The organism is Bacteroides gallinaceum (assembly GCF_030373775.1).
Taxonomy (GTDB): Bacteria; Bacteroidota; Bacteroidia; order Bacteroidales; family Bacteroidaceae; genus Phocaeicola; species Phocaeicola excrementipullorum.
The window spans coordinates 98,574-121,148 of record NZ_JAUDEN010000011.1; the positions used below are offsets into that span (position 1 = coordinate 98,574).

At 50.5% G+C, this 22,575-nt stretch carries 22 protein-coding genes; 9 read left to right on the top strand and 13 right to left on the bottom strand.

Annotated features, from left to right (window positions below; genetic code table 11):
- Window positions 1–116: 116 nt before the first annotated feature.
- Together QUW60_RS07825 and QUW60_RS07830 are read right to left on the bottom strand one after the other, a co-directional pair.
- On the bottom strand, window positions 117–1,241 hold the full coding sequence (locus QUW60_RS07825; RefSeq protein WP_289559668.1) for a glutathionylspermidine synthase family protein: 1,125 nt from the start codon (window positions 1,239–1,241) through the stop codon (window positions 117–119).
- A 13-nt stretch (window positions 1,242–1,254) separates the two neighbouring features.
- On the bottom strand, window positions 1,255–1,608 hold the full coding sequence (locus tag QUW60_RS07830) for a hypothetical protein (RefSeq protein WP_258338731.1): 354 nt from the start codon (window positions 1,606–1,608) through the stop codon (window positions 1,255–1,257).
- A 129-nt stretch (window positions 1,609–1,737) separates the two neighbouring features.
- Here QUW60_RS07830 and QUW60_RS07835 point away from each other — a divergent pair, with 129 nt between their 5' ends.
- Complete coding sequence (locus tag QUW60_RS07835; RefSeq protein ID WP_258338732.1) at window positions 1,738–2,886, top strand: DUF362 domain-containing protein; 1,149 nt, start codon at window positions 1,738–1,740, stop codon at window positions 2,884–2,886.
- A gap of 88 nt (window positions 2,887–2,974) precedes the next feature.
- Here the strand turns inward: QUW60_RS07835 and QUW60_RS07840 are convergent, their stop codons facing one another.
- The 4 genes from QUW60_RS07840 to uvrA are packed head-to-tail and all read right to left on the bottom strand — an operon-like array spanning window position 2,975 to window position 8,683.
- Complete coding sequence (locus tag QUW60_RS07840) at window positions 2,975–4,525, bottom strand: carbon-nitrogen hydrolase family protein (protein ID WP_258338733.1); 1,551 nt, start codon at window positions 4,523–4,525, stop codon at window positions 2,975–2,977.
- A 15-nt stretch (window positions 4,526–4,540) separates the two neighbouring features.
- Complete coding sequence (locus QUW60_RS07845) at window positions 4,541–5,314, bottom strand: TerB family tellurite resistance protein (RefSeq protein ID WP_258338734.1); 774 nt, start codon at window positions 5,312–5,314, stop codon at window positions 4,541–4,543.
- Window positions 5,315–5,338: 24 nt separating this feature from the next.
- Window positions 5,339–5,830 carry a Cys-tRNA(Pro) deacylase gene (gene ybaK, locus QUW60_RS07850; RefSeq protein WP_289559671.1) on the bottom strand — a complete coding sequence of 164 codons (492 nt, stop codon included), beginning with the start codon at window positions 5,828–5,830 and terminating at the stop codon, window positions 5,339–5,341.
- A 15-nt stretch (window positions 5,831–5,845) separates the two neighbouring features.
- Window positions 5,846–8,683, bottom strand: coding sequence for an excinuclease ABC subunit UvrA (gene uvrA / locus QUW60_RS07855; protein WP_289559673.1), 2,838 nt, complete (start codon window positions 8,681–8,683; stop codon window positions 5,846–5,848).
- A 391-nt stretch (window positions 8,684–9,074) separates the two neighbouring features.
- Here uvrA and QUW60_RS07860 point away from each other — a divergent pair, with 391 nt between their 5' ends.
- The 5 genes from QUW60_RS07860 to QUW60_RS07880 all read left to right on the top strand — a co-directional run bounded on the left by QUW60_RS07860 (window position 9,075) and on the right by QUW60_RS07880 (window position 13,351).
- The gene (locus tag QUW60_RS07860; RefSeq protein ID WP_289559674.1) at window positions 9,075–10,868 is read left to right on the top strand and encodes a LysM peptidoglycan-binding domain-containing protein; all 1,794 of its coding nucleotides are present in this window, start codon (window positions 9,075–9,077) and stop codon (window positions 10,866–10,868) included.
- A 5-nt stretch (window positions 10,869–10,873) separates the two neighbouring features.
- Complete coding sequence (locus tag QUW60_RS07865) at window positions 10,874–11,575, top strand: porin family protein (protein ID WP_289559695.1); 702 nt, start codon at window positions 10,874–10,876, stop codon at window positions 11,573–11,575.
- Window positions 11,576–11,657: 82 nt separating this feature from the next.
- Entirely contained in the window at window positions 11,658–12,416 is a 759-nt protein-coding gene (locus tag QUW60_RS07870) for an exodeoxyribonuclease III (protein WP_258338739.1), read from the top strand.
- 3 nt (window positions 12,417–12,419) lie between these two features.
- Complete coding sequence (locus QUW60_RS07875) at window positions 12,420–12,788, top strand: diacylglycerol kinase family protein (RefSeq protein ID WP_289559675.1); 369 nt, start codon at window positions 12,420–12,422, stop codon at window positions 12,786–12,788.
- A 41-nt stretch (window positions 12,789–12,829) separates the two neighbouring features.
- Window positions 12,830–13,351, top strand: a complete 522-nt coding sequence (locus tag QUW60_RS07880) for a phosphatase PAP2 family protein (RefSeq protein ID WP_434736854.1) — start codon at window positions 12,830–12,832, stop codon at window positions 13,349–13,351.
- Here the strand turns inward: QUW60_RS07880 and QUW60_RS07885 are convergent.
- The 3 genes from QUW60_RS07885 to QUW60_RS07895 all read right to left on the bottom strand — a co-directional run bounded on the left by QUW60_RS07885 (window position 13,348) and on the right by QUW60_RS07895 (window position 14,927).
- On the bottom strand, window positions 13,348–14,058 hold the full coding sequence (locus QUW60_RS07885) for a TIGR02757 family protein (protein WP_258338742.1): 711 nt from the start codon (window positions 14,056–14,058) through the stop codon (window positions 13,348–13,350). The two genes, QUW60_RS07880 and QUW60_RS07885, sit on opposite strands and share 4 nt — an antisense overlap.
- Window positions 14,058–14,522, bottom strand: coding sequence for a MaoC family dehydratase (locus QUW60_RS07890; RefSeq protein WP_258338743.1), 465 nt, complete (start codon window positions 14,520–14,522; stop codon window positions 14,058–14,060). The genes QUW60_RS07885 and QUW60_RS07890 overlap by 1 nt, the downstream gene beginning before the upstream one ends.
- A 198-nt stretch (window positions 14,523–14,720) precedes the next feature.
- Entirely contained in the window at window positions 14,721–14,927 is a 207-nt protein-coding gene (locus QUW60_RS07895; RefSeq protein WP_258338744.1) for a hypothetical protein, read from the bottom strand.
- Window positions 14,928–15,099: 172 nt separating this feature from the next.
- Between QUW60_RS07895 and QUW60_RS07900 the strand changes: the two genes are divergently transcribed.
- A complete protein-coding gene (locus QUW60_RS07900; RefSeq protein WP_258338745.1) occupies window positions 15,100–16,020 on the top strand; it encodes a cation diffusion facilitator family transporter in 921 nt (306 codons plus the stop codon).
- Window positions 16,021–16,102: 82 nt separating this feature from the next.
- Here QUW60_RS07900 and QUW60_RS07905 read toward each other — a convergent pair whose 3' ends face one another.
- The 4 genes from QUW60_RS07905 to QUW60_RS07920 all read right to left on the bottom strand — a co-directional run bounded on the left by QUW60_RS07905 (window position 16,103) and on the right by QUW60_RS07920 (window position 19,344).
- Entirely contained in the window at window positions 16,103–16,306 is a 204-nt protein-coding gene (locus QUW60_RS07905) for a winged helix-turn-helix domain-containing protein (protein ID WP_258338746.1), read from the bottom strand.
- Between the two features lie 124 nt (window positions 16,307–16,430).
- Window positions 16,431–16,898: a C-GCAxxG-C-C family protein gene (locus QUW60_RS07910; protein WP_289559680.1), complete on the bottom strand. Its 468-nt coding sequence runs from the start codon at window positions 16,896–16,898 to the stop codon at window positions 16,431–16,433.
- 13 nt (window positions 16,899–16,911) lie between these two features.
- Window positions 16,912–17,871: a D-2-hydroxyacid dehydrogenase gene (locus tag QUW60_RS07915; RefSeq protein WP_289559682.1), complete on the bottom strand. Its 960-nt coding sequence runs from the start codon at window positions 17,869–17,871 to the stop codon at window positions 16,912–16,914.
- A gap of 198 nt (window positions 17,872–18,069) precedes the next feature.
- Window positions 18,070–19,344 carry a replication-associated recombination protein A gene (locus QUW60_RS07920; protein WP_258338749.1) on the bottom strand — a complete coding sequence of 425 codons (1,275 nt, stop codon included), beginning with the start codon at window positions 19,342–19,344 and terminating at the stop codon, window positions 18,070–18,072.
- A gap of 852 nt (window positions 19,345–20,196) precedes the next feature.
- Here QUW60_RS07920 and QUW60_RS07925 point away from each other — a divergent pair.
- Together QUW60_RS07925 and tpx are read left to right on the top strand one after the other, a co-directional pair.
- Window positions 20,197–21,936: a glutamine--tRNA ligase/YqeY domain fusion protein gene (locus tag QUW60_RS07925; protein WP_258338750.1), complete on the top strand. Its 1,740-nt coding sequence runs from the start codon at window positions 20,197–20,199 to the stop codon at window positions 21,934–21,936.
- Window positions 21,937–22,037: 101 nt separating this feature from the next.
- Complete coding sequence (tpx, locus tag QUW60_RS07930; protein WP_258338751.1) at window positions 22,038–22,541, top strand: thiol peroxidase; 504 nt, start codon at window positions 22,038–22,040, stop codon at window positions 22,539–22,541.
- Window positions 22,542–22,575 lie beyond the last annotated feature (34 nt).

Sequence of the window (22,575 nt, forward strand, 5' to 3'; positions counted from 1 at the left end):
TTCCGCAATACTTCATGAAAGTTTTTCGTTCATTTCTCCGCTTTTCAGCATCATTCTTGCGGAAACAGGCCCTCTCATACCGCATTTTCCGATGCGCGATGCAGCCCGAAACGTTCTTATCCGATGATATGGGGAACAAACTCCGAAAGATTGCCGGTTATTTCCGTACGGTTCTCGCGAATCCCGATTCCGGCAGGTTCTCCGCCCACAACCCACGATCCGATGACCGGATAGCGGCCGGAATAAGCCGTCGGCTCCACATACTCCTGATAAACATACGCTCCCTTATTGTAGTCGCCTTCCGTTTCAGCCAGACGCACCCGCTCTTCCCAATTTCTGATTTCAAGCACACTCACATTATGCCCTTCGCGCGAATACACGGGCTTCTTGCAGAACAGACCGCTTTCGGGGCGTGAAAGATAGCAAGGGAGAACATAAGGCGAATCCGGAAACAGGTCGAAAAGCACCTTCAATATGGCTTTGTTCGACATCAGCAGCTTCCAGACCGGCTCCACCCACTGCACATCGGCCAGGCAGCCGTCGGCACTCTCATCAACCATCCACTCCCACGGATAGAGCTTGAAGCAGCGTTTCACCCGCTCGCCGCTCGGATCATAGAAACACCCGTCGCGCAAGTCAAGCGAATTCATGTCAAGCACCCGTGTAGAGAATCCGGCTTCCATGGCCGTGCTCGCCAGATATTGCAGCGTGCCTGTATCTTCATGGTCATCCAGCGCGCCTGCAAAATGAATCTCGCTTCCCGCAGGAAACATGTCTTTCCACGACTGCACCAGACCCTCGTGTATGCCATTGTACTGATCGCTTGCAGGAAACAAATCTTCCTTCCATTGCCACTGGATAACGGATGCTTCAAGCAAGGATGTCGGCGTGTCGGCATTGAATTCAAGAATCCGGGGAACGCCCGACTTGTCGACAAGGAAGTCAAACCGGCCGTACAGGCTCAGTTCGTCTTCATCCCACGAACGGCGGATCCGCTCACAGATTTCCGGCGGGAGCTGCAAGATGCGCTCCATAAACTCAGGCTGGTCGTTCAAGATATACTCCACCGCATCGCAATACATACGATAGGCTTCCGCCGTAGCCGTTTCCAGCATCTCCACTTCGTTTGAGGACAGGCGATAACAGGCTTCCTCGCGCCAATAGTCACCATGAAAGTCAAAGCCCAACGCTTCGATCTTTTCCCGGTATCCCGGTCGGGGTGCTACAAAAACACGTTCCATTCACTCCCTCCCCTTATGCATGAATACCCGAAGAACGGCGGCTCGTTCCAAACACACGTCCGCTCGACTTTGACTTGGCCGATGACGAAGGGGCCACCTTGACATTCGACGGAGGATTCACTCTCGTACCGCTGGCATCAGTCCACGATCCGGACTGGGGATAATAATAATGTGTGCTCGTCAGTCCGTTCATCGCCGAAGGCATCAGCGCCCAGCGCATAAGCATTGCATTATAAATCCAGCTGTTGCCCTGCGAATCACGGTATTCTTCCTTATCCTCCGGATTCTCAGGAAGTTCGGTTTTCTGCGTGCAGCCTGCCAGTGCCATGAGGCACATCGCCGCTATCAAAAAATGTCGCTTGTCCATATACTTTGTTCTTTGCCGCCAAATATAGCACAAAAAAGCGAAAGAAGACACACACCGGCAACCATAACATCATAAATTTCCGTATTTTTGCAATAACGAACAGTAACTAACTATAAACCACAGAAGACTATGACAGAAAACAGCACATCTAATTTGTCGAAGGTCTTTTTCACAAGCTTCCGCTGCAAACCGGACGAAGGCCCGGCCGACAAGCTGAAAAGACTGATAAAGGCAGCAGGATTCGACCGGATAGACATGGACGGAAAGTTCGCTGCTATCAAGATGCACTTCGGCGAGCTGGGCAATTTGAGCTTTCTCCGGCCCAACTACGCACGCGCCGTTGTAGACATGGTGAAACAACAAGGCGGCAAACCGTTCCTCACCGACTGCAACACCCTTTATCCGGGAAGCCGGAAAAACGCCATCGAGCACTTGTATTGCGCATGGGAGAACGGATTCACTCCGCTTGCTGCAGGATGCCCTGTGATTATCGGCGACGGACTGAAAGGAACAGACGACATCGCAGTTCCCGTAGCCGGCGGAGAATATGTGAAAGAAGCCAAGATCGGCCGTGCCATTATGGATGCAGACATCTTCATTTCGCTGACGCACTTCAAAGGACACGAAATGACCGGATTCGGCGGAGCAATAAAGAATATAGGAATGGGATGCGGATCAAGAGCCGGGAAAAAGGACCAGCACTGCAACGGCAAACCCATCATAAACGACGAACTTTGCCGGGGATGCAAGAGATGTATGCGCGAATGCGCGAACAACGGACTTGTTTTCGATGAAGAGAGAAAGAAAATGTCCGTGAATGCAGAGAACTGTGTAGGATGCGGACGATGCATCGGCGCCTGCAATTTCGATGCCATCGACTTTGCGCAAAACGCCGCCATCAAGGAACTGAACTGCCGGATGGCCGAATACACCAAAGCCGTGGTCGACGGCCGGCCGAATTTCCACATATCACTGGTATGCGATGTTTCACCGACATGCGACTGCCACTCGGGAAACGACACGCCTATCATACCGGACGTAGGCATGTTCGCCTCATTCGACCCGCTGGCTCTTGACCAGGCATGCGTGGATGCCTGCCTCAAACAGACTCCCCTGCCCGGAAGCCAGCTCACGGATGAAATGGCTGCTCCGCATTTCCATGACCGGCACGACCATTTCTGCAACACCAATCCGAACACCGAATACCAGACCTGCCTGGCTCATGCAGAAAAAATCGGACTCGGAAACAGGAAATACGAGCTGATAAACGTAAAATAAAACAGCAAAGGCGCAGAGCATCTCCGGCATCATCAAACGCCGCTTATGCTCTGCGCCTTTTATCTTCGTTCGAAGCAGCCCGGCAATGTCAGTCCTCCGTTGCCGCTTTTTTCATTTTAAGCTCATAAAGGTCGCTGCGGCGGTCGCGCAAATTACGCACGCTTCCGTAGGTATGCAGCTCGCTCAGCAAATCAAGGTCAACATCCGACACAAGAATCATTTCCGTGTTCGGAGTCGCTTCGGCACGCTTTCCGTCGGTAGGGAAAGCAAAGTCACACGGTGTAAACACACCCGACTGGGCATATTGGATGTCCATGTTGTGCACGCGCGGCAAATTGCCCACGCTGCCGGCAATCACGACAAAGCATTCGTTCTCGATGGCGCGGGCCTGAGCGCAGACACGCACACGCGAATATCCGTTCTGTGTATCGGTAAGGAAAGGAACAAACAGAATCTGCATGCCCTGGTCGGCCATCAGACGAGAAAGTTCAGGGAACTCCACATCATAACAGATAAGCACGCCAATCTTCGCGCAGTCCGTATCAAAAGTCTGCACACGCTTGCCTCCGCTCAGGCCCCAGCTCTTCACTTCGTCGGGAGTGACGTGAATCTTCTCGTACATCTCGTATGTTCCATCGCGGCGGCAAAGGAAACCAACATTATAAAGCCCGTTATCCTCCTTCACATACGGCATGCTTCCGGTAATGATATTGATATTGTGCTTGATGGCCAGCGTGACAAAACGGTCGCGCACTTCCTCCGTGTACTGAGCCAGTCCGCGTATAGACTGCGCTTCGCCCAGGTTGTTGAACTTTGCCATCAGCGGAGCGTTGAAATATTCGGGGAAAAGCACGAAATCGCTCTTATAGCCCGAAACCGCATCAATGAAGAATTCAACCTGCTCGAACACATCGTCAAGCGTCTGGTATGAACGCATCTGCCATTGAACCAGTCCGACACGCACCGTCGTCTTCTTGTCCACGTATGAATCTGTGGGAGGCTGATAATAGATGTTGTCCCACTGAAGCAGCGTGGCGCAATGCTTTGACTCTTCATCATTAGGCAAATAGTTGCGCATCACCCGGCGGACATGAAAATCGTTTGAAAGCTGGAAAGTCAGCACCGGATCATAAATCTCGCGCGAGCGTACTTTCTCGATGTATTCTTTCGGACGCATCTTGTCGGCATACTTGTAATAATTGGGGATACGTCCGCCGAACATGATTGCCTTCAGATTCAGCGTTTCGCACAACTCCTTGCGATATTCATACATACGGCGGGCCAGACGCAGGCCGCGGTACTCGGGATGAATGAACACTTCGATGCCGTAAAGGATATTCCCCTTCGGGTTATGCGTGTTGAAGGTTTCGTTTCCTGTCACTTTCGCGTAGGTATGATCGCCTTTCACCATGTCGTAGTCGACGATGATAGACAGCGCACAGCCAACGATCTTACCGTCGACAACGGTCACAATCTGCCCTTCCGGAAAGATGTCGATCAGTTTCTGGATCTGTTCACGTGTCCAGAACACGTCTTTGTCCGCATAGACACGGGTGAACGACTGGGCCAGCTGGGCATAGTCGTCCATCTGAAGGTTGCGGACCTCTACTTTGTTGATTTTCGTAATTTTATTTTCCATTTGTATATCTGACAATTACTTCATTCCCCTTGCCTTGAAAATACGTTCCTTTGCCTCGTTGATAGCCTGCATCTTCTCTTCGGCAGCCTTACGGATGTCGTCCCCCAATGCAGCCACCTTGTCCGGATGATGCTTCAGCACCAGCTTGCGGTAGGCGGAACGCACTTCGTCGTCAGTTGCCGAAGGGGATACCTCCAACACTTTATAGGCTTCGTCAAGCGAGTTTCCGCCCAGGCTGAGCATCGAGTCCACATCCTGCATATTGAGCCTCATATACATGGCCACTTCCTTCAGGGCATCTACTTCCTGCACGCATACATTGCCGTCCGCCTGAGCGACTTTAACCAGAAAGTCAAGCAGTTGCAGTCTTTGTTCGTAAGTAAGATTAGCCGCGATCTGCGCTCCACAGTCACGGATGGTATTTTTAAAAGCCAACGGGTCTGTACGCTCCATCTGCTTGCGCTGCTCGAACAGATTCAGCAGGATGCGCTCCCCTTCGTCAACGGCAGCTTCTCCGAAATTCATGCGGAGGAACTGGCGCACGTATTCCATTTCGCTGTGCATGATGCGTCCGTCCGCACGGATAATGTATGAAGACATGACAAGCATGGAAAACAGAAAACTGTTCCGCTGCCCCATGTATACATTATCCTGTGAATAACCGTCCTGCGCAGCCTGCGCATCTCCGGCCTTGTCAAACAAGGAGCCGATGGCAAATCCGGCCAAAGCCCCAAGCGGTCCCATCGTCATGAATCCCATGATACCGCCAATCCATTTTCCGTATTTCATAACCTGTTTATTTAGATATCCGTTTCATTCCACTCCAAACAGCGTGCATACCTGAGCCTGGCTCACCTTGACCAAATCGGCCGGAGCCAGCTTCACCTGCAGCCCGCGTATGCCTGCACTTACATATATATAAGGATAGTCGTTGCACGTATGATGAATATAAGTAGGGAAATGTTTCTTCATGCCGATGGGAGAACAGCCTCCGCGAATGTATCCCGTAAGCGGCAGCAGCTCTTTCACCGGAATCAGATCACATTTCTTATTGCCGGACACTTTGGCCGCCAGCTTCAAATCAATTTCATGCTCTCCGGGAATTACACAAACGAAATAGCCAGACTTGTCGCCATGAAGCACCAACGTCTTGAACACCTGTTCGATGTTTTCCCCCAGCGTGGCTGCCACGTGGATGCAGCTCAAATCATTTTCGTCCACTTCATACGGCACCAGCTCATACTTTATTTTGTCCCTGTCCAGCAACCGGGCAGCATTTGTCTTTGCAATCTTTTCTTTTGACATCGTTCTTCTGTTTTTTTATTTCTTTGACCATTCGAGTTCTTCCTTCAGGAACTGGGAAGTATATCCCTTCCCCGATGCGGCCACTTCTTCCGGAGTGCCGCAAACAAGCAGCTGTCCTCCGCCTTTTCCGCCTTCCGGACCCATATCGATAACATAGTCTGCCATTTTAATGACATCCAGGTTATGCTCTATGACAATCACCGTATTGCCCTTGTCGACCAGACGGTCAAGCACGCTCATCAGCACACGGATATCCTCGAAGTGCAGTCCGGTTGTAGGTTCGTCAAGAATATACACCGTTTTTCCCGTATCACGCTTTGAAAGCTCTGTGGCCAGTTTCACGCGCTGGCTCTCCCCTCCCGACAATGTAGTGGAAGGCTGCCCCAGCCTGATGTAGCCCAGCCCGACTTCCTGAAGCACCTTTATCTTATTGAGTATCTGAGGAACGTTTTCGAAGAACTCAACGGCGCGGTTGATGGTCATGTCAAGCACATCGGCGATTGACTTTCCTTTGTAACGCACTTCCAGCGTTTCGCGGTTATACCGCTTGCCATGGCATACTTCACAAGGCACAAACACGTCGGGAAGAAAGTTCATCTCAATCGTCTTGTACCCGTTTCCGCCACAAGCCTCACACCGGCCTCCCGACACATTGAAAGAAAAGCGTCCCGCCTTATAACCGCGGATTTTAGCTTCGGGCAGACCGACAAACAAGTTGCGGATGTCAGAAAACACACCGGTATAAGTGGCCGGATTCGAACGGGGGGTACGCCCCAGCGGCGACTGGTCGACATTAACCACCTTGTCAACATATTCCAGCCCCTCGACGGCATCATACGGCAAGGGATCCTGCAACGAGCGGTAAAAATGCTGCGACAAAATGGGCTGCAACGTATCGTTGACCAGCGTAGACTTTCCGCTTCCCGACACCCCGGTCACGCAAATCAGCTTTCCCAGAGGAAACTCCACGTCCACACCTTTCAGGTTATTGCCTTTCGCCCCTCTCAGCCAAACGGACTTGCCGTTGCCTTTCCGCCGCTGGGCGGGAACCTCAATCTTCATCTTCCCGTTCAAGTATTGCGAAGTCAGCGTGTCCTTCTCCAGCATCTCCCGGGGCGTTCCGGCAAACACCACTTCACCTCCCAGACGTCCGGCTTTCGGGCCCATGTCCACCACATAGTCGGCCGCCAGCATCATGTCCTTGTCATGCTCTACGACAATAACCGTATTTCCCAGGTCGCGAAGCTCCTTCAGCGAATTGATAAGACGGATATTGTCGCGCTGGTGCAGACCGATGCTCGGTTCGTCGAGGATATACAGCACATTCACGAGCTGCGATCCGATCTGCGTGGCAAGGCGGATGCGCTGGCTCTCTCCTCCCGAAAGGCTGACGGAAGAGCGGTTGAGCGACAGGTAGTCCAGCCCCACGTCAAGCAAGAATTTCAAGCGCGTGCGTATCTCCTTCAGAATCTCGGAAGCGATGATCCGCTGCTTGTTGTCGAGAAATTCTCCGACATGGCAAACCCATTCATAAAGGTCGCTGACATCCATCGAAGCCAGCTCATAAATATTCTTGTCATGGATGCGGAAATGAAGCGCTTCCTTATTCAGACGCGCCCCGCGGCATTCCGGACATACAGCCGTCTTGGCAAACTGGTCGGCCCATTTCTGCGCGGTAGCCGAAGCATCCTTGTCCTGCATCATCTGGATATACTTCACGATTCCTTCGTAAAGGACAAAATAGTCGGAAGTGGTATGGACAAGCGAACTTTTGATTTTCAGACGCTCATCACAGCCATACAGTATTTCATTGACGACATCCTCAGGCAACTCGCTCACAGGAGTCTTCAGCGTAGCCTCATAACGCTCCAGCAGAGCCTCGATCTGCCAGAAAATCATCGTATTCTTGTACTTTCCCAAAGGCGCGACGGCTCCTTCGTACACCGAAAGCGAACGGTCGGGTATCACCTTGTCCACATCAATCAGATTCACATAGCCCAGTCCCTTGCAGCGCGGGCACGCACCTTGAGGCGAATTGAACGAAAAGTTATGCGGAGCAGGCTCGCGATACGAAAGCCCCGTCACCGGACACATCAGGCGTTTGCTGTAGTGCCGCACACTTTCGGTCTGCGCATCCAAAATCATCAGCAGTCCGTCCCCCTGCTGCATGGCAGTTGCCACGCTCTGCTTCAGGCGCGTTTCATCCTGTCCGTTCACCGCCATCTTGTCTATCACCACTTCGATGTCATGGTTCTTGTAGCGGTCGAGCTTCATCCCGTGAACGATTTCTTTCACCTCTCCGTCCACACGCACGTAAAGATACCCTTTCTTCCGCACCTGCTCGAAAAGCTCCTTATAGTGTCCCTTGCGCGTACGGACCAGCGGAGCCAGAATGAAGATTTTCCGTCCCTTATAGTCGCGGTGTATCAGATCAAGAATCTGCTCTTCGGTATATTTCACCATTTTTTCGCCCGACAGGTATGAATAAGCCGTTCCGGCACGGGCAAACAACAGACGCAGATAGTCATAGATTTCGGTGGTTGTTCCTACGGTAGAGCGGGGGTTCTTGTTTGTTGTTTTCTGGTCGATGGAAATCACCGGACTCAGCCCGGTAATCTTGTCCACATCCGGACGTTCCATACCTCCCAGAAAATTCCGCGCATAAGCAGAAAACGTTTCGATATAGCGCCGTTGCCCTTCCGCGAAAATCGTATCGAAAGCCAGCGACGACTTGCCGCTTCCGCTCAATCCCGTAATAACCGTCAGGCTGTTACGGGGTATGGCCACATCAATGTTCTTCAGATTATGTACGCGTGCCCCTTGCACGTCTATCGTTTCCGTTCCTTCAATCATATCCTCAGTCTGTCTTTTATATCCGTGCAAAGATAGAGATATTTCAGAGCACCCGTATCAAAAAGTCCGGTGTTTTTTATCGTTCCGCATTTGCTTTTGTCCGTTTTCTTCTCCTCTCCGGAATTTTCCGCCAAATGCCAGCACATATTTTACAGTCCAGCGCGTGAACCGTACGGTTCAAGTGCTGGACTATACGGACCACATGGCTGAACCGTACGGTTCACCTGCTGGACCATAGAAACCGGGCCGTATGCGGCACAAGTCCGCTGCCATCTCCCCCGATTGATTTTATCGTTTTTTTAATGCTATTTCCCCGGATATATCAGGTTTTCTTGTCAAGATAAAGAACTTTTTTGTACTTTTGCCCCATGACAAACCATTACAACTGAAAATGAAGTTTATACATATACTGTGCCTTTCGCTTTCTCTCACAGCAGGAAGTATCGGCGGAACGATAAAAGCCCAAACCGGAAACGGATATTTCCTGCACACCGTGGCCAAAGGACAAAGTCTTTACTCGATTGCCAACACGTATCACATCAGCGTGGACGATATCGTGCGCCTGAATCCCGGGAGCGACAAACAAATCCGCGCAGGAGAAACACTGAAGATTCCGCAGTCGGGAAACGGCTCAAATGCCGGAAAAGTGGTATTCCATACCATCCAGTCGGGAGAAACTCTCTACCAGCTTACCGTAAAATACAACGTGACGGCGCAAGCCATCTGCGAAGCAAATCCCGGACTGAGCGCAAGCAATTTCCGGACAGGACAGGTTGTATGCATTCCGGCACAAGAAAGCGCATCGGTCCCGACGGCGAAGGAAACCGCCCCTCAGCGGAAAGCGGAAGAGCAGGAATGGAAAGAGATGCACAAGGTGGAACGCAAGGAAACCATCTTCAGCATCTGCCAGAAATACGGAATCACCCAGGACGCGCTGATCGCTCTCAATCCCGACCTCAAAAACGGGAAACTGAGGCGAGGCACATTCCTGTTCATCCCCTACCCCGAATCGGAAAAGACTAAGAACGGAAACCTGCAGGCGGCGGGACCGGAACCCACCAACGAAGAACTTTTCAGAGAAAGCCAGCCGGTCGCCCAAAAGATGAATGTGGTTAAAGCGGCTGTCCTGCTTCCGTTCACCGTCAAAGAGAACGGGACAGACAAAAGCAATCCCCGAATGACCGAGTATTACGAAGGGCTGCTGCTTGCCGTAGACAGCCTGAAACGCCAGGGAATATCTTTCGACCTGTACACCTACAACACGCAGGGAAGCAAGCAGGTGATGACTTCCATACTAAACAAGCCGGTGATAAAGACAATGGACATCATCTTCGGTCCCGTAGCCCCCGAAAACATCCCTGTCGCCACCGAGTTTGCAAAGAAGAACGACATCCGGCTGGTCATCCCGTTCGAGCCCAAAGTAGACCAGGTGTTCAGCACACCGCAGATATACCAGGTCAACACGCCCCAGTCATACCTGTATTCGGAAGTATACGAACATTTCATACGCCAGTTCAGCCGGTGCAACGTGATTTTCCTTGATCCGGCAAACGGCGACAAGGAAAAGGCCGACTTCATCACCGGGCTGAAAAACGAACTTCGGAACAGCCAGGTGACATTCAAGCAGATCCAGCTCGGCAGCGCAATCGATCCCGACAAGGTTATCGGGGCAATGGACACAACCCGGACAAACATCTTTATCCCTACGTCGGGACGCAGCTCGGCTCTCACCCGCCTGCTTCCCCATCTTACGCTTGTCCGCCGCGAACATCCCGGCTTTGACATGCACTTGTTCGGCTATCCCGAATGGCAGACATACACGCAGGAGCATCTGGCATCATTCTACGAGCTGGACACATACTTCTATTCTTCTTTCTACACCAACAACCTCTTCCCCGAAGCTGTACGCTTCACCCAAAACTACCGCAGGTGGTACAGCAAAGACATGGCCAACAGCTATCCAAAATTCGGAATGCTGGGATTCGACACCGGCTATTTCTTTCTGAAGGGACTGGCGCAGGAAGGGGACGGACTGGAGAATAACCTGAGCAAAGTAAAGGTTGTCCCCATACAGACCGGGTTCAAGTTTGAACGCGTAAACAACTGGGGAGGGTTCATCAACCGGAAAGTCTTTTTCGTACACATCACCAAAGATTTCGAACTGATTAAACTGGATTTTGAATGATTGCAATGAAAAGACATATACTCCTGCTCTTTCTCACAGCAATAGGGTGTGCATGGATTCTGCCGGCGAAAGCCCAGCTGCAAGACGAACGACACAACTTTTCTATCGGAATCAATGGAGGCGTCAACGTAAGCTCGGTCAGTTTCCAGCCAAGCATCAAGCAGAGCAAGCTCATCGGCCCGGAATTCGGCGTTACCGCACGCTACATCTCTGAAAAATACTTCAAGATGATCTGCGGCATACAGGCCGAAGTGAACTTTTCGCAAAGAGGATGGAAGGAGGTGATTGAAGACGGAACGGGAGATACTTACCACCGCAACATGAACTACGTGGAGATTCCCCTGCTCGCCCATCTGGCCTTCGGAAAAGACAAGGGAAACGGCGTGCGCTTTGTCCTGAATCTGGGTCCGCAGATAGGGTTTCTCATCAGCGAAAAAGAAATCAAAAGCGCTTCGTGGAATCCATCTAACCGGCCGCAAGGAACAAACGAACAGTATGACAAGCCGGCCGACAGGAAGTTCGACTATGGAATTATCGGAGGCGGAGGCCTTGAAGTGCGCACGGGAATCGGGCACTTCATCCTTGAAGCACGCTATTACTATGGCCTGAGCGACTTCTACAACAACTCTAAAAAAGATTATTTCGGACGTTCGGGACATTCTTACATCGGCGGAAGACTTACGTACCTTTTCGATCTGAAAAAATAAACGCAAGCGGATTTCCCTCTCCCGCACAAGAAGAGAGGATTTGTCAATTCATATTTATTCTACAGCAAAACAAGTTTTCATTATGATTAAACTGATATCTTGGAATGTAAACGGACTTCGCGCCTGCTGCGACAAAGGATTCCGTGAAGCGTTCAAACAGCTCGACGCTGACTTTTTCTGCCTGCAGGAAACCAAAATGCAGGCAGGACAACTGGATCTGGAATTTGAAGGATATGCCTCATACTGGAACTATGCCGAGAAAAAGGGATATTCGGGCACTGCAATTTTCACCCGGAAAAGCCCGTTAAGCGTAACTTATGGACTGGGCATCGACGAACATGACCGCGAAGGGCGTGTCATCACACTTGAAATGGAAGACTTTTTCCTTGTCACCGTATATACTCCCAACTCGCAGGACGGACTGAAACGCCTGGACTACCGCATGACCTGGGAAGACGAGTTCAGGGCTTATCTGAAACGGCTTGATGAACAGAAGCCTGTGCTTGTATGCGGGGACCTGAATGTGGCGCACAAGGAAATAGACCTGAAAAACCCGAAAACAAACCGTATGAACGCCGGATTTACAGACCAGGAGCGCGAAAAGTTCCAGACATTGCTCGACGCCGGATTCATTGATACATTCCGTCATTTCTATCCCGAACAGACCGGCATCTATTCATGGTGGTCGTACCGGTTCAAGGCACGCGAAAAGAATGCAGGGTGGCGCATCGACTACTTTCTGGCTTCTGCACGACTGGCCGACAAGCTGGAAGGAGCCAAGATTCATACCGAAATCTTTGGCTCTGACCACTGCCCCGTAGAAGTGACTGTCAATATCTGAGCCATGAAGAACAACGGTTTCACTCTGCGCAAACGGCTGAGAAGCTTCAGATTCGCATTCAACGGAATCCGGCTGCTCGTAACCTGCGAGCACAACGCCTGGATTCACTGCTTCATAACAGCATGTGTAATCATCACCGGCTGTATCGTGAAACTGTCAGCAACCGAATGGATTGCCATCGCAATGGCTATCGGCATGGTTCTGGCGGCAGAAGCTTTCAACTCCGCAATCGAAGCACTGGCGGATGCGGTTTCGCCCGACTATAACGAAGCGATCAAGCGCACAAAAGATCTGGCAGCCGGAGCAGTACTGCTTCTGGCTATCGCCTCGGCTGTCATCGGACTGATTATCTTTATCCCCAAACTATTCTAAAGAAAATGAAACATCTGCTTTTATTCGTGGCTGCCCTTTGCATGGCAGTTTTCATGTTCGGACAAAAAATTGAAGTGACCGGAAGCCGGAAGGCTGTGCGTACATCGGGAGATGTGGGAGCTGTGCTGCTCCCGGTGGCAGGCCTCACCGCCATACTGATCAATAAAGACTGGGAAGGGCTGAAGCAGGGAGCCTTTGCCGGAATAACAACGCTAGGAGTTACTTATGCACTGAAATACGCCGTCAAAAAAGAGCGCCCGGACTGCAGCGACATGCATTCATTTCCCTCCATGCACACGTCTGTATCATTCGCCGCCGCTTCGTTCATCCAGCGCCGGTACGGATGGAAATGGGGAATCCCAGCCTATGTCGTATCAACCTACGTGGGATGGAGCCGCGTGTACGGAAAGAAACATGACTGGTGGGATGTAGCCGCCGGTGCTGTAATCGGCGCAGGCAGTTCCTACATATTCACACGCCCCTTCGCCAAGAAGCACGACCTTACCATCAGCCCCGTAGCAGGTGACGGTCATTGCGGCATCTACGCTTCACTCAAGTTCTAGCCCTCAGGGTGGTCCACTCCATACCCGAAAAGCGCAAAGTCGCCCAAACACGGATCACCGGGAAATATTTCCGACAAGGCTTCCGTTATCTTCCGCGCATTGTTCAATGAAAAGACCTGCTTTTCTGTCAGCCCCAACAGAAAAGCCACACGGCATACGTGCGTATCAAGCGGAATGACCAGCTCGGAAGGCGACAGCGTTTTCCAGATGCCGAAATCCACGTCCGAGTTCCTCCGGATCATCCAGCGGAGAAACATATTGAGCTTTTTCTGCGGACTGCGGTCGGAAACTTCAAGAAAGGCACAAAGCTTCTGCATCGGATTTCCGGTGAAATCCGACAGAGCATCCTCCAGCGTCCTTCCCGACGCATACACTTCATAGAGCTTCTCAAAATAAAGACGGAATCCAGCATAAGAAATCATCCGGTAAAAGCTTCGCGGATCGGAACCCCTGAAATCATCTCTCCACCTTCCCGACAGCACATATTCCAACGGACTATGCCCCATCATCCCGTCCAGCCGCTCGGATACCCTCAGAATCTGCCTGCGATTGCCGAAACTCAGCACAGCCGTAAGCAATCCGCTGATTTCAATATCCTCTTTCCGCGAATACCGGTGAGGAAACTGCACCGGATCAGAAACAATGAACGCGGCCTGATGATATTGCCGCGCCCATTCTTTCAGTTTTTTCTCCGTATCATTATCCATCAATTGAAATAATAGAGGAAAGTGGCGATTCCTTCCAGCGCCTTCTTTTTCTGATCCTTGATTTCAATAGAGAACTTGATTTCTGCTTTTGCCACACCGCGCAGGTTAACCAACGAATGCAGTTCGGCTACCAAACGCACACTCTGTCCGGAAAGCACAGCCTGCCCGAACCTCATCTTGTCCATTCCATAATTAACCATCATCTTCAGGTTATTCACCTCGATGATCTGATTCCACAGATAAGGAAGCAGTGAAAGCGTCAGATACCCGTGCACAATCGTGCTCTTGTAAGGGCTTTCCTTCTCCGCGCGTTCCACATCCACATGAATCCACTGGTGATCCAGTGTAGCGTCAGCAAACTGATTAATACGCTCCTGGGGTATCTCCAGCCAATCAGAAATTCCGATTTGTTTACCCAGCAATTGCTCAAACTCTTCGTACGAATTTACAACCACTTTCTCCATATAATCTTATTTTTAGTCACAATTTCAAGACAAAGATAATCAAATCTATCCTTATTGTAACGGATAATTTCTAAATAAAATATCTTATTTTTCCTTATTCTTTGAATATTTTTCGTATTTTCTCTTCATAAAATAAAAGTAAAGAGTGCAGAAAACAGAAAAAAACAAAGATTGAGCAGCCCCGACAGGAACAAGGGCTTACCACCTCGCCATACGGGAAGGCGATCCGTGCCACGAGCATCCCAGACAGAACACTTCTGAAAGGTCATACCCATCAAGAGTTTCTTCCGGATTTTTCGGAACAACCGTCCCGTCTGAAGTTACATACACCAAACGGCGCTCACCCTTTTCATTCTTGACATAGACCGACGGGATCTTACATTGCGGACAAAGCTTCTTCTTCATATTGACAAATTAAAAACAAGGCTGCAAAATTAAGGAAAATCCGCACAACCGCAACCATCCGACGAAATTAAAAGCGTACAAATGCAACCCGGTTGTTATTGCGGTCCGACGCGGACAGGATGATGACAAAATTCCTACCTTTGCATCAGAAAACAAAAAAAGAACCGTCGATATGTCACACGAAAACCATCATCTGCACGAGCATCACCACCATGCTCCCGCCTCACTCAGCACAGTGTTCATCCTGTGCATCATACTGAATCTTCTGTTCGTCCTCATCGAAGCAGGAGTGGGTTTCGGATACAACTCACTGGGACTGCTTTCGGATGCCGGACACAACCTGAGCGACGTATTCAGCCTGCTGCTTTCGCTGTTTGCCATCCAGATGGCGAAACGCCACGGCAACAAACATTTCACCTACGGATACAAGAAAAGCACCGTGCTCGCTTCGCTGGCCAACGCCATCATCCTGCTCATAGCCGTGGGATGTATCCTGATAGAAAGCATCTACAAGCTCCGCAACCCCGAACAAGTGTCCGGAGCCGCCATCTCATGGACAGCAGGGGCAGGCATCCTCATCAACGGAATCACAACGCTGCTCCTCATGCGGAACCAAGGACACGACCTGAATGTAAAAGGCGCTTTCCTGCACATGGCGATGGACACGCTGGTTTCATTGGGGGTGGTTATTTCAGGCATTGTCATTCTTCTCACGGGATTTGTCATCATCGACACACTGATAAGCCTTGCCATAGCCTGCATCATCCTCGCATCAACGTGGAAACTGCTGAAGGAAAGCCTCTATCTGTCGCTTGACGCTGTGCCCGACTCCGTAAACCTCGACGAAATAGGAAATGCCATAACAGGCATATCAGGGATTGAAAACTGGCATCACCTCCATGTATGGGCTGTAAGCACAACAGAAAACGCGGCAACCGTGCATGTCGTCATCAAAGACGTGTCACAAATGAACGACATCAAACAACAGATCAAACACGCGCTGGCCGTAAAAGGGATCAGCCATTCGACCATTGAGTTTGAGTTTCAAGGCTGCCCGTGCTGTGACAAAGAAAACGGCTGCTTCGAGAACTGACAGGACGGACACAAAAAGGAGGTGCGCTGCAAAACGGACTGTCATCCGTTTCCAACGCACCTCCTTTTTTATGCAAGCTTCTTTATTTCAACTTTACAACCAATTCACCGTCCACTTCGCTTGTTTCAATCTTGTCTTCTCTCAGCAACCAGCCCAAGCCCAGGAACAAATCCTTGTCCGCTTTCAGTTTGGCTTCTTTCTTCAGCTGTTTCTGAGTTTTACCTTCAGTACCATTCAGTGCTTCCCAGATCTGTCCGGCAATAACACCTGCTTTTTCTTTCAACATAATTTTTTGCTTTTATATATTACAACAATTATTTTGTGTCCCGGCAAAAATAGCTAAAAAAAGCGGTCTTTGTTTCTGAAAACAAAAAAAATTTAATAAAAACGTGCGATTTGGCCAGATTATGTTACAATTTTCCTTCCTTTTCAAGGAAATCGCCCCATATCCGGGCTGCTGTTTCTATCATTTTCGGACATGGCCGCTTAGCATAATATGCGGGAGTTCTTGCTTCGGGAGTCGGAACAACCGGCTCTTTTTTCGAGAGCCCGAGCAAATCGGCGCAACGCATCGAGCCGCATTCGGACTTGAACTGCGCCGCCAGTTCCTGAACCAACGCATAATTGGCGGCCTTGCCCGCCCTGTCTGCTCCCTCAACGGCGCAACGCTCCAGCCCCGCCAGCAGAAACAGGCCGCAGGCCGCCCCGCAGGTTTCACGCATGCGCCCAATGCCTCCCCCAAAAGAGGCAGCCATATGCAGTGCCTGCTCACGGGTAAAGCCGTACATGTCGGCATAGGCAGCCACAACCGACTGAGAACAGTTATACCCCTCCTTAAACAAGGCGACCGCTTTCTGTATACGTTCTTCCTTTGTCATCGTCATCCGCTATTTATATGGCAACATTATTTTCAGGCTTTCCTCCAATAAATGCCTTCAAATTGCTCACCGCCAGGTCCATCAGCCGCACGCGGGCTTCATAAGTGGCCCACGCTATATGAGGAGTGATAAAACAGTTCTTCAGCCGGAGAAGCGGATTGTCTGCGTGAGGCGGCTCCGATACGAGCACATCAAGGCCAGCCGCTGCAATTGTTCCGCCAGCCAGCGCTTCGGCCAAATCCTTTTCGTTTATCAGGCCTCCCCTGCCGGTATTGATCAGTATCGCCGTAGGCTTCATCATTTTCAGACGCTCGGCATTGACCATTTCCCTTGTCTTTTCCGAAAGCGGACAATGCAGGCTTACGATGTCGCACTTGCGGAACACCTCATCAAGCGAAGGACATTTATGCACGTCGTGCGGCAGCTGCATGGCAGACTTGCGGGTATATACATGCACATCCATGCCGAAAGCCGCAGCGATGCGCGCCGTTGCACTTCCTGTATGGCCGAAGCCTATGATTCCCATTTTCTTTCCGGCCAGCTCATGCAAAGGAGCATTCCAATAACAGAAATCTTTCCGGCTGCTCCATTTGCCTTCCCTGGCCTCATCCGCATAGACATCCACACGCTGCACGATATTAAGGATATGCGAAAAAGCCATCTGAGCAACCGAATCGGTGCTGTATGCCGGAATGTTGGTCACCACAATTCCAGCTTCACGGGCAGCCTCAACATCCACCACGTTGTATCCGGTAGCCAAGACCCCGATGTATTTCAGTTCGGGCAACGAACGGAGTGCTTCCGCATCCAAAACCACTTTGTTCGTCAGAAGCACCTCTGCCCCTTTCGCACGTTCCATCAATTCGCCGGGAACTGTACGGTCGTAAACAGCCACATCACCCAGCTCTTTCAAAGCGTCCCATGACAAGTCGCCCGGATTCAAAGTATATCCGTCCAATACTACAATCTTCATAAACTAATTCTTTATCTAATTTAAGTAAGTGTGCAAAATTGAATGACATTGTCAGAAACACAGATTTTCGCAGGTTAAAAGCAGACAATCAGCGCAATCACCAGCGAAAATCCGCGTTAATCTGCATTTCTGAACAAACAGGTTTTGCATAAACTAATTCTCAACATCTACTTATAAAACTCCAATTAAAACAAGTGTTCATTTCTTATACCGTTCGCCCCATAAAGCAACCATACGGTCATTGAGCTTGGCTTCCGCCGGATTGTCCTGCGCATGCCAAAGGCGGGCCTGCTTCACTTCATCCGGCAAGAATTGCTGCTCTACAAAATGCCCTTGATAGTCGTGGGCGTATTTATAGCTTTTTCCATAGCCCAACTGTTTCATCAGCTTGGTAGGAGCATTGCGCAGATGCAAGGGAACCGGGAGGTTGCCCGTTTGCCTGACCAGTTCCAGAGCCGAGCCGATGCCCATATAGGCCGAATTGCTTTTCGGACTCGTGGCCAGGTAGACCGTAGCTTCAGCCAGCGGAATCCTCCCTTCCGGCCAGCCGATCTTCATCACGGCGTCAAAAGCAGCATTGGCCAGCAGCAGGGCGTTAGGATTGGCCAGACCGATGTCTTCCGAAGCGGAAATAACCAGCCGGCGGGCAATGAAAGCCGGATCCTCGCCTCCTTCAACCATCCGGGCCAGCCAGTAAAGGGCCGCATCCGGATCACTTCCACGAATCGACTTGATGAAGGCAGAGATGATGTCATAATGCATTTCGCCGTCCTTATCGTAGGCCAAAGGGTTCTGCTGCAGACGGCTGACCACTTTCTCGTCGGTGATGACAATCGGGTCGCCTCCATCGGCTTCCACCACCAGCTCCAGAATGTTCAGCAACTTTCTGGCATCTCCGCCCGAATAGCGGAGCATCGCGTCGCTCTCCTTCACCTCCACGTGCTTTTCCTTGAGCACTGCATCACGCTTCAGCGCATGATCGACCAGTTCCAGCAGGTCGTCTTTCTCCAATGGTTTCAGCACATAAAGCTGGCAGCGCGAAAGCAGCGGACGGATCACCTCGAAAGAAGGGTTTTCCGTGGTGGCTCCTATCAGCGTCACCACACCCGTTTCAACCGCTCCCAGCAGCGAATCCTGCTGCGATTTGCTGAAACGGTGGATTTCGTCGATGAACAGAATCGGGCTCTGCTGCGAAAAGAAACGCCCGTTGCGTGCCTTTTCAATCACGTCCCGCACATCCTTCACACCCGAAGTGACCGCGCTCAACGTGAAAAAAGGAACTTCCAGCCTGTTGGCAATGATCTGCGCCAAAGTGGTTTTGCCCACCCCCGGAGGACCCCACAATATGAAAGAAGAAATGCGGCCGGCATCAATCATTTTCCGTAAAACCGCCCCTTCACCTACCAGATGTTTCTGGCCTATATAATCATCCAGCGTCTTCGGACGCATTCGTTCTGCTAATGGTTGCGCCATAACAAGTGTCATTTAAACAATGTTCAAAGATACGGAAAGTTTCGGAAGTTTGCGTATAGACATAAAAAAAAGGCGCTTTTCACAAAGAGCCTTTTTTTAAAGTTTTCAATAGGTATTAGTTTTTTTTCTTAAGGTAAAAAGATTGTTTTCAGGATAACGTCACAAAGATGCGGTGTTTTTTTCACCTGACCAAATAAAAAAACATGTCATAAAACACATTTTGTATTTTTCTTTCGTTTTTCTTTGATTGGAGTTTTTAACTACCGCATCCGATTAGTCCAGCAAAAATAATCAATTTTTATTAAAACAGACAGCAGGTGCCGAAAAAAGTTGGGCAAAATATCCGGCATGCGGCCAAAGTTTCTTCCGCACTTTCTTTCAGCGCAAGCCGACAGACGTTTTAACATTTTTCATAAAATCCATGCCAGAATCCACAAAACTCCGACCCGGACGGCCGACAGAAATACGGTTTCCGCTGCTCCGAAAAAGCATTCTTTCCGCACAAAAGCCATCCGAAGCCTCCGGAAAGTTCATCTCCAGACTGAAAACATACACCTCCAAACTGGAGATATACATCTTCAGACTAGAGATATGCATCTCTAGCCTGGAGATACAGCTTTTCACGCAATTCATCCATTTTTCCGACAGCCGCCCGGAAGAAATCTCCCCGCAGTCCTCTCTTTTTCAGATAACGCCCGCCGGCTTCGTGCCAGGCAGAAGGCCCCGCATCCCGGACAAGGCCCCGCCGCTCCCGCATAAACTCCGCAAATCAAAAAGCTCTCCGGATTTTCCGGATATGTCACATTTTTATATTACCTTTGTATTATGATTAAACGACAACCTACAACAGCTATGACAGAAATAAACGCAACAGAAAATTCAGAGAAAAAGAGCCTGAATTTCATCGAACAGATTGTAGAAAAAGACTTGCAGGAAGGAAAGAACGGAGGAAAAGTGCAGACACGTTTTCCGCCTGAACCGAACGGATACCTGCACATCGGGCACGCCAAGGCCATCTGCCTCGACTTCGGCATCGCGCAGAAATACGGAGGCGTATGCAACCTGCGTTTCGATGACACAAACCCCACCAAAGAAGACATGGAATACGTGGAAGCCATCAAGGAAGACATCCAGTGGCTCGGATTCCAATGGGGGCACGAGTATTACGCCTCCGACTATTTCCAGCAGTTGTGGGACTTTGCCATCCGTCTGATAAAGGAAGGCAAAGCTTACGTCGATGAACAGACTTCTGAAGAAATTGCGGCACAGAAAGGCACTCCTACCCAGCCGGGAACGGAAAGCCCATACCGCAACCGCCCCATAGAAGAAAGCCTCGAACTGTTCCAGAAGATGAACAGCGGAGAAATCGAAGAAGGGAAGATGGTTCTGCGCGCCAAGATTGACATGGCCAATCCGAACATGCACTTCCGCGACCCGATTATCTACCGCGTGGTGAAAACTCCGCATCACCGCACAGGCGACAAATGGAAGGCATATCCGATGTATGACTTTGCGCACGGACAAAGCGACTATTTCGAGGGAGTAACCCACTCGCTCTGCACGCTGGAATTCGTGGTTCACCGGCCGCTTTACGATTTGTTTGTCGATTGGGTGAAAGAAGGAAAAGACCTTGACGACAACCGCCCCCACCAGTACGAGTTCAACAAGCTGAACCTGAACTATACGCTGATGAGCAAGCGCAACCTGCTTATTCTGGTCAAGGAAGGACTTGTGGACGGATGGGACGACCCCCGTATGCCTACCATCTGCGGATTCCGCAGGAGAGGATATTCGCCGGAATCCATCCGGAATTTCGTCAACAAGATCGGCTATACCACCTACGATGCGCTGAACGACTTCGCGCTGCTGGAAAGCGCCGTGCGTGAAGACCTGAACGCACGAGCCACACGCGTTTCGGCGGTCATCAATCCCGTAAAGCTGGTTCTGACCAACTACCCGGAAGACAAGGTGGAAGCGATGGAGGCTGTCAACAATCCGGAAGACCCGGACTCCCCGACGCACACGATCGAGTTTTCGCGCGAGCTGTGGATCGAACGCGAGGACTTCATGGAAATTGCTCCCAAAAAGTATTTCCGCATGACCCCGGGTCAGGAAGTAAGACTGAAAAATGCATATATCGTAAAATGTACAGGCTGCAAGAAAGACGAGAACGGAAACATCACGGAAGTCTATGCAGAATATGACCCGAACACCAAGAGCGGCATGCCCGAAGCAAACCGCAAGGTGAAAGGCACGCTCCATTGGGTAAGCTGCAGGCATTGCCTGAAAGCGGAAGTAAGACTCTACGACAGGCTCTGGAAGGTGGAGAATCCGCGCGACGAAATGGCCGCTATCCGCGAGGCAAAGAACTGCTCCCCGCTGGAGGCGATGAAGGAGATGATCAATCCGGAATCGCTCAAAGTGCTGACCGAATGCTATGTAGAAAAATACCTGGCCGACGTCAAGCCGCTTGACTATCTCCAGTTCCAGCGGATCGGATACTTTACGGCAGACAAGGATTCCACACCGGAACACCTGATTTTCAACCGGACCGTTTCACTGAAAGACACGTGGAGCAAGCTGAATAAATAAGGAAACTTAAAAAAAGCGCACAGGCTGAAAATAACATTTCGCCTTGTGCGCTTTTTTCTTATCTTTGCGTATATATCAATTTATCACTAATACATAAAACTATGTCGAAGACTGCTTTTAAAGGAAACCCTGTCACACTGGCGGGTAAATTTGTAGAAAAAGGGGCTGCCGCCCCCGCGTTCTCTCTGGTAAAAGGAGATTTGGGAAACTTCACCCTGGAAGATATAAAAGGAAAGTATGCGCTGCTGAACATTTTTCCCAGCATGGACACCGGCGTATGCGCCACCTCTGTACGGAAATTCAACAAGCTGGCTGCTGAAATGCCGAACACTGTCGTGCTGGCTATCTCAAAAGACCTGCCGTTTGCACAGGGACGCTTCTGCACCACCGAGGGCATCGAAAACGTAATCCCTCTGTCGGATTACCGCTACACTTCCGACTTCGGAGAAAAATACGGCGTGCTGATGACTGACGGACCGCTCTGCGGACTGCTGGCCCGCGCCGTTGTTGTAATCAGCCCGGAAGGACAGATTGTCTACACGCAACTGGTTCCCGAAATCACCGAAGAGCCGGACTATGAAGCGGCATTAGCTGCCATCAAATAGGGATATTCAAGAAATAGTATAAAATTAGCCAACG